The following is an 11,483-nucleotide window of genomic DNA, read 5'->3' on the forward strand; positions in this document are numbered from 1 at the left end:
TGCCTATGCCCACCTTTGCTGACCGCCTGCTACATTTTCTGACCACGTTTCCCGTTCCTGCTACTTTGCCCGACGAGGCAGTAGCCCTGAGCCCGTACCAGGAAAATACGCCGCTGACGCTGTTTACCCGCTTTGCCCGGCAATATTACCACGACAACCGGCCCCGGGTGGCGCTGCTGGGTATCAATCCGGGCCGCCTCGGCCACGGCCGCACCGGTGTGGCTTTCACCGACCCGGTGGCTTTAGCCGACGTCTGCGACATTGCCAACGAGCTGCCCCGGCACCGCGAATTGTCGAGCCAATTCGTGTACGAAGTAATAGCTGCGCTAGGCGGGCCAGCGGCTTTCTACCAGGATTTCTTCCTGGGGTCCCTTTACCCGCTGGTGCTGCTGCGCCACGGCCGCAACTACAATTATTATGACTCGCCAGCGCTAACCAAAGCTTTAGATCCGGATATGATTCTCTCACTAAATCAGCAGGTACTGGAGGTAGGATTGTCCCGGCCGGTGGCTGTATGCCTGGGTCGCCGCAATGGTCAGCACCTGCTGCGGCTCAATGCGGAGCTGCAGCTTTTCGACCAGATTCACATTCTCGACCACCCGCGCTACCTGATGCAGTACAAGCGCCGGGAACTGGCCCACCACGTGGACCGCTACGTGGAAGTGCTGCACGAAGCCCGGGAAATGGTGAATGGCAAAGACTAATTCAGGTTTGACAGCCGATAAACAGGAGCCGTTGACTGCCAAATTGAGTTGAAACTCTCAATTTGCACCCCGGCAACCGCCCCAATTCCTACTTCAAAACTCACCATTCCTACTTTCTCAAAATGCCGACCGTAGCTGACCTTGCCCGCGTCCTGGAACGTGTGGCGCCCCTGGCCTACCAGGAATCCTACGACAATGCCGGCCTGCAGTGCGGCGACCCGCAGGCCGCGGTGCAGGGCGTACTCATTGCCCTCGACTGCACTCCGGCCGTTATCGACGAGGCCCTGCGGCGGGGCTGCAACGTGGTGGTAGCTCATCATCCGGTGGTGTTTCGGCCTCTGAAGCGCCTGACCGGAGCCAATGAAGTAGAGCAGACCCTGATTAAGGCCATCAAGAACGATGTGGCCATTTACGCGGCCCATACCAACCTCGACAATGTACTGCCGGGCGTAAACCGTAAGTTGGCCGAAAAATTAGGCCTGGAAAACCTGCGCATCCTCGACCCCAAAAGCGGTACGCTAGGCAAGCTCATCACTTACGTGCCCACCACCCACACCGAGGCCGTCCTGCAGGCTCTATATGCGGCTGGGGCGGGTCAGATCGGTCATTATTCGGAGTGCAGCTTCCGGGTGGAAGGCACCGGCACTTTCACGCCTGGCGCCGGCACCAACCCGTATATTGGCGGGCCGGGCCAGCCGGAAAAAGTGCGGGAAGAACGCGTGGAAGTGCTGCTGCCCTTGCACCTGCAAGGCGCGGCGTTGCGGGCATTGCGGGCCGCGCATCCCTACGAGGAAGTGGCTTATGAGCTCGTAAAACTGGAAAATTCGCACCAGGATGTGGGATCCGGCATGATCGGCGAACTGCCCGAAGCCCTGTCGCCGGCCGAGTTCCGGCAACGCCTGCGCTCGGCCCTGGGCGTACTTGTAGTTAAACACACCGAATTTGACCGTCCCATCAAAAAAGTAGCCCTGTGCGGCGGAGCCGGCAGCTTTTTGATCAGCAATGCCCGTCGGGCCGGGGCCGACGCCTACGTCACCGGCGATTTGAAGTACCACGAGTACTTTGGGGCCGAGGGCCAGTTGCTGCTCTGCGACGTAGGGCACTTCGAAAGTGAGCAATTTACCGGGGAAATCTTCCGGGATTTGCTTACGGCCAACTTTAAAAGTACTTTTGCGGTCTTAATCGCTGAGACCCTCACCAACCCTGTCCGTTATGATTTCTAATCCTTCCACGGAAACCACCGTCGCCAGTAAGCTGGAAGCCCTTCTGAACCTGCAGCGCCTCGACTCGCAGCTCGACGAAATTCGGCGCGTCCGCGGCGACCTGCCCGAAGAAGTGCGCGACCTGGAAGACGAAATTGCTGGCTATGAGGTGCGCGTGAGCAAGTTTGACGAGGAAATTCAAGCCCTGAACGACCAAATCAAGCAGCGCAAGCAGAACGCCAAAGACGCCGAAGGCCTCATCAAGAAGTATGAGGACCAGCAGCAAAACGTGCGCAACAACCGCGAATACGAGGCAATTGCCAAGGAAATCGAGCTGCAGCGCCTGGAAATCCAGATTTCGGAAAAGAAAATCAAGGAGGCCCAGTACCAGATTGAGCAGAAAAACAACGACATCGCCGGCACCAAGCAGCGCCTCGATGAGCGCAAGAAAGATCTGACCAACAAGAACACCGAGCTCCAGACTATCATCGGCGAAAGCGAAGCCGACGAGAAAAAGCTGCTCGACGAGCGTGAAAACGCCGTAAAGCCCATCGAGGAGCGCCTGCTGACGGCCTACACCCGCATCCGCGGCAACGTCCGCAACGGGCTGGCTGTGGTAATGGTGAAGCGTGACGCCTGCGGCGGCTGCTTCAACACCGTACCGCCTCAGCGCCAGGCCGACATCATCTCGCACAAGAAAATCATCGTGTGCGAGCACTGCGGCCGGGTTCTGGCCGACGTGGACGTGAAGCAGCCGGCTTAATTTCCGCGCTTCGTTTTTCGAACGCACCCCAAAAAGGAACGGCCCACCAGTCGTTCCTTTTTTATTTGCTCTGGCTTTTCCGTGGCTCACATTCCAGCTCCTTCCGCTCTCCCTTTCTCCGGACTCCGGCTGCTGCTGGGGCTGCTGCTCGTGCTTCTGTGCGCCGCTGGCCCATCCCAGCACGAGCCGGCGGCCACGCAGGCCCCGGAAGCGGCTAATGCAGCCGCTGGCAACCTGACACCTGGCGCCCGCTTGGCCTACGCCGAGCTGCTCAAGCTGCGCATAGAGCCGGCCCGGCTATTACTCCTGGAAGAAGCCAAACGAGCCCCTGCCAGCGCCGGCACGCTGCTTGTGGCCGACTGTATCGACTTTACCGAGCTCATGATCCGGCAGGACGCCAGCCGCTACGAGGCCGTAGTGGCGGCCCAGAACCGGCGGCTGGCGGCGCTGGAAAAATTGCGGGAGCCCGGGCCGCTACGCGAGTTTGCCCGGGCCGAAATCCGTCTGCACCAAGCCGCGGCCCAGGTTACGTACCAGCACGAAATCCAGGGGGCCTGGAGCTTGCGCCAGGCTTACCAGCAGATGCAGGCAGTGGTGCAGCGCTACCCCGACTTTATTCCGGCCCGCAAAACCCTGGGCATGTGTCAGTTTATGATTGGCTCCGTGCCCGAAGGCTACCGGTGGTTTCTGAAGCTGCTTGGGCTGCCGGGCAGCGTGGCCGCCGGGGTGCAGAATCTGGGTCTGGCGGCTCAAAAGCCCAACGACTTTCAGCCAGAGGCCCGCATTATTCTGGCGCTGGTGCAGGAAACCTACTTCAAGAAAGGTGAAGAATCGGCCCGGCTCGTGCAGCAGCTCGCCGCCCAGCAGCCGGATAACCTGCTTTACTCCTACCTGCTGCTCAGCCTCAATAAGCGCCTGCACCGCACCGACGCGGCCTTGGCTGCCTACCGCAGCCGGCCCACCGGCCCGGGCTATTTGAGCGTGCCCTACCTGCACCACATGGCCGCCGATTTACTGCTTTACCAGGGCCAGTACGCGGCTTCGACGCGGGCTAACCAGCAGTTTTTGCAGGACTACCCGGGCACGCACTACCGCAAGGATGCTGCTTTTAAGCTGTACCTGGCTTCCTGGCTGAGTGGCGACGACAAAGCTGCCGAGCGGTACCGCCAGCAAATAAACCAGGGGGGCCGTACGGTAGTGGAGGAAGATGCCTATGCCCAGCGCTTTTTTGAGGACCGGGTTCCGCTGAACCGCACCCTGACCCGGGCCCGCCTGCAGATTGACGGGGGCTACTACCGCCCGGCCCTGGCCACGTTGCGCGGCTTCACGGCTGCGGGCGGACTACTGCGCGACCGGCTCGAAGAGCCTTACCGCCGGGCCCGGGCCTATCAGGGCCTGGGCCGCCTCGACTCGGCCCGCCTGTATTATACTCGCACCATTGCGCTGGCGGGCAAGGCTCCCTACTACTTCGGGCCGCAGTCGGCGCTGCAGATGGGCTACCTCTGCCAGGCCGAGGGGCAGCTAAACATGGCCCGACTTTACTTCCAGAAAGTGCTCGATTCGCCCAAGCACGAGTATAAGAACAGCACCGACGCCAAGGCTAAAGTGGCGCTAGCCGGACTGCCCGCGGCTAAGGTTCGGTAGCGGGGGTTACTTTTGCGGCCCTGTTTTCCCGTTCCTCTCTTCCTGCCCGTGGCTGTTTTCGTTTCTTTTGGCTCCTTACCCGCCCCGGCCGAGTTTCGGGCCCGCGCCCTGCACTGGGCCGCGCAGTTTGCGTATTGCGCCTACTATGAAGCTAATGGCCTGGACTATCCGCAGGGCGCCTTTGAGCAGTTGCTGGCTGTGGCGCAGGCCCCGCAGGCGTCGCCGGCTAGCCTGCCCGAGCTACAAGCCTGGCTGGCGCAATCCGCCACTGGTCCGCGCTGCGGCATCGTGACCTACGACGTAAAAAATGAGGTGGAGGCCCTGCACAGCCGCCATTTTGATGGGCTGCAATGGCCCGCGCTGCATTTCTTCGCGCCCGACACCTGGCTGTGCTGGCGCCCGGATGGTGTGGAAATTCAGGGGGATACGGTGGGCGTACTGGAGGCCATCCTTGCTACTGAAGTGCCGACTGAGGCGCCTGCGCAGGTAAAAACCATGCGGCCCCGCTTGCCAAAGGGAGAGTACCTGGCCGCCGTAGAAGCCATTCGGGAGGACATTCTCAACGGGGAAGTCTACGAGCTGAACCTGTGCCAGGAGTTCTACGCCGAGCAAGTAACCCTGGAGCCCGTCGAAACTTTTCTGCGCCTGCTGGAAGCTTCACCCACGCCGTTTGCGGGCTTTTACAAGTGGCAGGACCGGTACCTGCTCTGCGCCTCACCCGAGCGGTTTTTGCAGAAAAAAGGCCCGCAGCTGGTTTCCCAGCCCATCAAAGGTACCATCCGGCGCGGGGCCACGCCCGCCGAGGACGCGCAGTTGCGCCAGCACCTCCTGCACGACGAAAAAGAACGGGCCGAAAACCTGATGATTGTGGATCTGGTGCGCAACGACCTGGCCCGCGTGGCCCAAACCGGCACCGTCCAGGTTCCCGAGCTATTCGGCCTCTACCCTTTTCGTCACGTCTGGCAGATGATTTCCACCGTGCAGGCCCAGGCTCGGCCCGGCCTCGGTTTGGTTGATATGCTGCGCGCCACTTTCCCGATGGGCTCGATGACGGGCGCCCCCAAAATCCGGGCAATGGAGCTCATTGAGCACTATGAGCGCACCAAACGGGGCCTGTACAGCGGCAGCATGGGCTACCTCACCCCCAGCGGCGACTTCGACTTCAACGTCATTATTCGCAGCCTGCAGTACCACGCCGGCACCGGCTACCTTAGCTTCCAGGTCGGCTCGGCCATCACCTACGATTCGGTACCGGAGCGTGAATACGACGAATGCCTGCTCAAGGCCCGCGCCCTGCTCCAGGTGCTGGGAGCTACGGTGAATGAGCGAATGAGCGAATGAGTGAGTTTACCGTTCATTCTGCACCAACGGCGCTACATCTACTCGGGAGGCATTCTTGGAGTTTGGTAAGCCTCTTCCGAGTACTCGGGAAGGCCTTTTGCAAGTCGTGAAGCCCCTCCCGAGTACTCAGAAGAGGCTTTTGCAATTCATGTAGCCCTCCCCGCCTACTCGGGAAGCACTTTTGGTAGCGCTGCAAGCCGCCGCTTCTATTCGTGGGCCATTTCTCTACGCATTACAAGCCCCAGCGAGTAGAAGCGGCGGCTTGGCAATATACCTCTGATGCCCGCCGCACCAGCCGAACGACAACTCACTTAATCGCTCATTCGCTCATTCACGGCAAGTCTTTGCTCGAAGGCTTGCAGAAACTGACCCACGTGATAACCGTCGGCCAGGGCGTGGTGCACGTTGACGGCCACGTTCATGTAGGTGCGGCCGTTCTCCTCGTAGAGCTGGCTAAAGGAAATCTTGGGGCAGCTGTCGGGGTGCTGGAAGCTGCGGGCGTGGGTCAGGCCGGTGAAGCGCACCCATGGGATAGCCGAGCAGTGCAGCACGTCGACGCGGGCAGTGGTGTTGCTCAGGCGCAGGCCGGAGCTGTTTTGCACGGCTTCGATTTCGGCCTGAGCGGCAGCCACAAATCCGGCTAGCTCATCGTGCTGCTCGATAAAGGAAAAGGCGAAGGTGTGGTCGGAGCGACCCAGGGTAGCCGAGGCGTGTACCCGGTCGTAGCGGTACACCTGCCCGTCTTCGATGCGGGTCCGGAACTCGGGCACTTCGTTGGCGGCCTGCACCGCGTGGTAGAGGTAGTACAGGAAAAACGACACGCCTAGGCGCTTGGCTTCGGCCTGGGCCCCGGTGCAGTCTACTGGCGCTACGAGGCCAAAAAACGGTTCTTCAAAAGCGCCGAAGAAGGCAAAATGCTCCCGCCGGTTCCAGGTTTGTAGGTCAATCAGCTGTTTCATGGGCGGCAAGTTCGGTAACTTTACCCGCCGCATGACTCTGTAACCTGGTTTTTCCCTTTTTCTAGCCCATGTCTGCTCCCCATCTGATTGCCTTCGACGCCGACGACACGCTCTGGTCCAACCAGCCCCACTTCGACCAGGTCGAAGCCCAGCTCCTGGAAATTCTGGCCCACTGCGGTGATGCCCAGCGCATCACCGAGCAGCTCAACCAGGTGCAGCGCCAGAACATGAAGCTCTTTGGCTACGGGGCCAAGTCCTTCATGCTCTCCATGATTGAAACTGCCATCCAGCTCACCGACGGCAAGGTCACCGGCGTCGAAATCCAGCAGATCCTGGATATGGGCAAGGACCTGTTGCGCTACCCCATCGAGCCCCTGCCGGGCGTAGTCGAGGTGCTCACCGAGCTGCGCCGCCGCGGCCACCGCCTGATGGTGCTCACCAAGGGCGACCTGTTCGACCAGGAAAGCAAGCTGGCCCGCTCCGGCCTGGGCGAGTATTTCGACTACGTGGAAATCGTCAGTGAAAAGGACGAGGCCACCTACCAGCGTCTGCTGGCCCGCTACAACGCCCTGCCCGGCGAGTTTTTCATGATTGGCAACTCCCTCAAGTCCGACATCCTACCCGTAGCCCAGCTCGGTTTCCGCGCCGTACACGTTCCCTTCCACGCCACCTGGGTCTTCGAGCACGTCGACCCCGAAAAGCTCGCCGGCCTAGAATTTCACGCCGTCACGGATTTGCGCCAGGTGCTGGATTTGGTGGACTAGTGAACTGGTGAGTTGCTGTTCAATTACCTTGTGTCCTTGCGAGCAGAGCTAAACCATCCGTCCGCTGCTTGTGACAAACGTTCTTTACCAGAAAGCCCCAACGCCAGAGTTGACGTTAGGGCTTTTCGCTTCAAGGCACTTTGCCCACTTCAGAGGACGGATAGCTTCGTCCTGCCTCCTCACAAGGACACGAGTATGCCTTTCGCGCCAGCCGAACGACAACTCACCATTTCGCCATTTCACTAGTTCACCACTTCGGAAGCTCTGCCATTCTGTCATTTTGGGGCAAAAACCCTTACCTTTGCCCTCCTTCTGTGTTTACGATATCTATGTCCCAGCCTCTGCTCACCCTCGACTTTCTCGATACGCCCGCCGCACCCACCGCTGCCGACCACCAACCGGCTCAGGAGGTGCGCGTCAGCCCGGCCACCCGCACCGGCCGGCAGCGCAAGCTCTACATCGAGAGCTACGGCTGCCAGATGAATTTCTCCGACTCCGAAATCGTCTCCTCCATCCTCTTCGAGGAAGGCTTTGATACCACCGAGCAACTCTCCGACGCCGATTTGGTGCTGCTCAACACCTGCTCCATCCGCGAAAAGGCCGAGCAAACCGTGCGCATGCGCCTCTCGCAGATCAACAGCCACAAAAAGCGCAACCCCGGCCTGCTCGTGGGCGTGCTGGGCTGTATGGCCGAGCGCCTGAAAAGCAAGTTCCTGGAGGAAGAAAAGCTCGTCGACCTCGTCGTGGGCCCCGACGCCTACCGCGACCTGCCCAACCTGATCCGGGAAGTCGACGGTGGCCAGAAAGCGGTAAACGTGCTGCTCTCGCGCGACGAAACCTACGCCGACATCACGCCCGTGCGCCTCAACTCCAATGGCATCACTGCCTTTGTGAGCATCATGCGCGGCTGCGACAATATGTGCTCGTTCTGCGTGGTGCCCTTCACCCGGGGCCGCGAGCGGAGCCGCGACGCGCACAGCATCGTGCAGGAATGCCGCGACCTGGTGGCCCAGGGCTACAAGGAAGTGACCCTGCTGGGCCAGAATGTGGACTCCTACAAGTGGACGTCCGAGGACGGCCTGGAGTTCGTCAACTTCGCCCAGCTGCTGGAGCGTGTAGCTCTTATCAGCCCCGAGCTGCGGGTGCGCTTCTCTACGTCTCACCCCAAGGATATCACCGACGAGGTGCTCTACACCATGGGCAAGTACGAGAACATCTGCAAGTACATTCACCTGCCCGCCCAAAGCGGTAACTCGCGGGTGCTCAAGCTCATGAACCGCACCTACGACCGGCCCTGGTACGAGGAACGGGTGCAGGCCATCCGCCGCATTCTGGGCGAGGATTGCGCCATCAGCACCGATATGATTTCGGGCTTCTGCTCCGAAACCGAGGAAGAACACCTGGAAACCCTGAGCCTGATCGACTTCGTGCAGTACGACATGGGTTACAACTTCTTCTACTCCGAGCGCCCCGGCACGCTGGCCGCCCGCAAGCTGGCCGACGACGTGCCGCTGGACGTGAAGAAGCGCCGCCTGCAGGAAGTCATCGACCGGCAGCAGCTCCACGCCCGGGCCCGCTACGCCCGCATGGTCGGCCGCGTGCACCGCGTGCTGGTGGAAGGCCGCTCCAAACGGTCGGAAGAGCAACTCAGCGGCCGCAACAGCCAGAATCAGGTAGTCATCTTCCCCAAAGGCACCGCCCAGAAAGGCGACTACGTGAACGTCCTAGTTACCAGCACGACGGGCGCGGCACTGCTGGGTGAGATTGTGAGCCAGGATTCTGGCTACTAATGGCTAGCTCACCTTTTCAGGTCCTTTTAATCGACGAGAAACTGCGCAACACTCTTGCGCAACTGCAGGCATTTTTAGGAGTCCGCTTTGACCAAGCTGAAATTGAACAAGTGTTCATTGACGCTGAAACGGACCAGGTTTCTTTTAAAACCTATTCCTTTTATCGAACATCCAGCTTCTGGAATGCGGCATGGACCATCACAGGTGCAGTAGATGAATACGAACCTGAAACTCTCTTTTTAAAGAGCAGCGGAGGAATAGGAAAGCGGAAAAAGTTTGACCTATTCTTTGCGAACTACTGCAATTCATAGAAGCATATTTCTTGATAGTAAAGTAATTCCTGCTGCTTTCCGTCTTCCTCCCGAAAAACCTACTCCCGACCTTGACACCTTCCGAAATACAATCCATCAAGCAACGCTTCGGCATTATCGGTAATGCGCCGGCGCTGAACTACGCCATTCAGGTGGCGGCCCAGGTAGCGCCCACCGATATGACGGTGCTCATCACCGGGGAAAGCGGCTCGGGCAAGGAATCCTTTTCCAAGATTATCCACGCCCTCTCGCCGCGCAAGCACGGGCAGTTCATTGCCATTAACTGCGGGGCCATTCCCGAGGGCACGATTGACTCCGAGCTGTTTGGCCACGAGAAAGGCTCGTTTACCGGCGCCCAAGAAGCCCGTAAGGGCTATTTCGAGGTCACCAATGGCGGCACCATCTTCCTCGACGAAATCGGGGAAATGCCCCTGGGCACCCAGGCCCGCCTCTTGCGCGTACTCGAAAACGGCGAGTTCATTCGCGTGGGCTCCAGCAAGGTGCAGAAAACCGACGTGCGCGTAGTAGCCGCTACCAACGTGAACCTGCTCGACGCCGTGCGCGAAGGGAAGTTCCGGGAAGACCTCTACTACCGCCTCAACACCGTTCCGATTACTGTTCCACCGTTGCGTGAACGAGGGGACGATATTTATCTACTGTTCAGAAAGTTTGCTACCGACTTTGCCGAGCGTTACCGCGTCAAGCCCATTGCCCTGAGCCCGGAGGCCGTGACCGAACTGCAGCGCTTCAGCTTTCCCGGCAACATCCGCCAGCTTAAGAATGTGGCCGAGCAGATGTCGGTATTGGAAACCGACCGGGAGGTGGACCACAGCCGCCTGCGCCAGTACCTGCCCGCCGAGCAAAGCAGCCGCCTGCCCATGCTGCTGAGCGCCTCCGGGGCCGGGGCCGAAGCCAACGGCTACTCTGAGCGGGACCTGCTCTACAAGGTGCTCTTCGACATGCGCCGCGACATGACGGACCTGAAGAAAATGGTACTCGATATGGCCGCCGGACAGCGCCCAGCCGAAGCCCAGGAGCTGCTGCGGCAGAACAGCCACCTTTTCAACAACCTGAACGTGGCTCCGGTGTACGAAAACAACCGTCTGACCCGTTCTGCTCCCATTGAGGGCAGCACTGCCGAGTACTTCATCACGCCCCGCCCCGAAATAACGGTGGATGATGCAGCTACCTACGAAGAGGAGCCACAGCGCGTGGAGGACATTCCGCACGAAACCGAAGAGGAAACCCTTTCCCTGGAGGCCAAGGAAAAGGAGATGATTATGAAGGCCCTGAAAAAGCACCACAACAAGCGCAAGTACGCGGCCCACGATCTGGGCATCTCGGAGCGCACCTTATACCGCAAGCTGAAACAATATGATCTGGAACAATTGTAAGCACCTAGCTGCCTGGCTGGTAGTACTGACTTTAGTACCTTTCCTGGCCGGGTGCAGCGTGTACTCCTTCACGGGCACCAACATTGATCCATCGGTCAAAACGTTCTCCGTGCAGACGTTCCAGAACACGGCTAATAACGGCCCGGCCTACATTTCCCAGCGGTTTACCGAGGATTTCAAGGACTTCTACCAGCGCAATACCACGCTCAAGCTCGTGCCGCGCGACGGGGATTTGCAGTTTGAAGGCCAAATCATTGGCTTCGACTTTGCTCCGGCTGCCATTCAGAATACCAACGGCGTTACCCAGGCCGGGCTGAACCGCCTTACCATTCAGGTGCGGGTGCGGTTTACGAATACCAAGGACCCGAAACAGGATTTCGAGCAGACCTTCCAGAGCTATGCCGACTTCAACGCCGACCAGGACCCAACCAGCATCAACAACAACCCAAACGCTATTCGGGTCCCGGTCACCAACATTATTACCGACACCTTCAACAAGTCGGTAGCCAACTGGTAAGCGCCAGTTTTGCGCCAATTTGCGGCCGGCGTGGGTTTCTTGCGTAATTTGATGCACTTTTGCCGCCCCGTATTCGACCGGGTTTCCCGGCTTC

11 protein-coding genes are annotated in these 11,483 nt (G+C 59.6%); 10 read left to right on the forward strand and 1 reads right to left on the reverse strand.

Translation table 11 applies throughout. The features are described from left to right. Positions 1-5 precede the first annotated feature (5 nt). The 5 genes from MUN80_RS19265 (at position 6) to MUN80_RS19285 (ending at position 5,654) form a co-directional block, all read left to right on the forward strand. Positions 6-704: a uracil-DNA glycosylase family protein gene (locus MUN80_RS19265; protein WP_244715364.1), complete on the forward strand. Its 699-nt coding sequence runs from the start codon at positions 6-8 to the stop codon at positions 702-704. Between the two features lie 122 nt (positions 705-826). Beyond that, the gene (locus MUN80_RS19270; RefSeq protein WP_244715366.1) at positions 827-1,927 is read left to right on the forward strand and encodes a Nif3-like dinuclear metal center hexameric protein; all 1,101 of its coding nucleotides are present in this window, start codon (positions 827-829) and stop codon (positions 1,925-1,927) included. Further along, positions 1,917-2,669, forward strand: coding sequence for a zinc ribbon domain-containing protein (locus MUN80_RS19275; RefSeq protein ID WP_244715368.1), 753 nt, complete (start codon positions 1,917-1,919; stop codon positions 2,667-2,669). Before MUN80_RS19270 ends, MUN80_RS19275 begins: the two co-directional genes overlap by 11 nt. Before the next feature lie 81 nt (positions 2,670-2,750). Then, positions 2,751-4,313, forward strand: coding sequence for a tetratricopeptide repeat protein (locus MUN80_RS19280; RefSeq protein WP_244715370.1), 1,563 nt, complete (start codon positions 2,751-2,753; stop codon positions 4,311-4,313). 48 nt (positions 4,314-4,361) lie between these two features. Beyond that, positions 4,362-5,654 (forward strand): anthranilate synthase component I family protein, encoded by a 1,293-nt coding sequence (locus MUN80_RS19285; protein WP_244715372.1) that lies wholly within the window; start codon positions 4,362-4,364, stop codon positions 5,652-5,654. 311 nt (positions 5,655-5,965) lie between these two features. Here the strand turns inward: MUN80_RS19285 and MUN80_RS19290 are convergent, their stop codons facing one another. Further along, positions 5,966-6,613 (reverse strand): chloramphenicol acetyltransferase, encoded by a 648-nt coding sequence (locus MUN80_RS19290; RefSeq protein WP_244715374.1) that lies wholly within the window; start codon positions 6,611-6,613, stop codon positions 5,966-5,968. Positions 6,614-6,681: 68 nt separating this feature from the next. Here MUN80_RS19290 and MUN80_RS19295 point away from each other — a divergent pair, with 68 nt between their 5' ends. From MUN80_RS19295 to MUN80_RS19315, 5 genes are all read left to right on the forward strand, one after another. Further along, entirely contained in the window at positions 6,682-7,377 is a 696-nt protein-coding gene (locus MUN80_RS19295; protein ID WP_244715376.1) for an HAD family hydrolase, read from the forward strand. 329 nt (positions 7,378-7,706) lie between these two features. After that, entirely contained in the window at positions 7,707-9,167 is a 1,461-nt protein-coding gene (miaB, locus tag MUN80_RS19300) for a tRNA (N6-isopentenyl adenosine(37)-C2)-methylthiotransferase MiaB (RefSeq protein ID WP_244715378.1), read from the forward strand. After that, complete coding sequence (locus MUN80_RS19305) at positions 9,167-9,478, forward strand: hypothetical protein (RefSeq protein ID WP_244715380.1); 312 nt, start codon at positions 9,167-9,169, stop codon at positions 9,476-9,478. The genes miaB and MUN80_RS19305 overlap by 1 nt, the downstream gene beginning before the upstream one ends. A gap of 71 nt (positions 9,479-9,549) precedes the next feature. Further along, complete coding sequence (locus MUN80_RS19310; protein WP_244715382.1) at positions 9,550-10,872, forward strand: sigma-54 interaction domain-containing protein; 1,323 nt, start codon at positions 9,550-9,552, stop codon at positions 10,870-10,872. Beyond that, a complete protein-coding gene (locus tag MUN80_RS19315; protein WP_244715384.1) occupies positions 10,853-11,389 on the forward strand; it encodes an LptE family protein in 537 nt (178 codons plus the stop codon). Before MUN80_RS19310 ends, MUN80_RS19315 begins: the two co-directional genes overlap by 20 nt. Positions 11,390-11,483: the final 94 nt, after the last annotated feature.

This window comes from Hymenobacter cellulosivorans, assembly GCF_022919135.1.
Taxonomy (GTDB): Bacteria; Bacteroidota; Bacteroidia; order Cytophagales; family Hymenobacteraceae; genus Hymenobacter; species Hymenobacter cellulosivorans.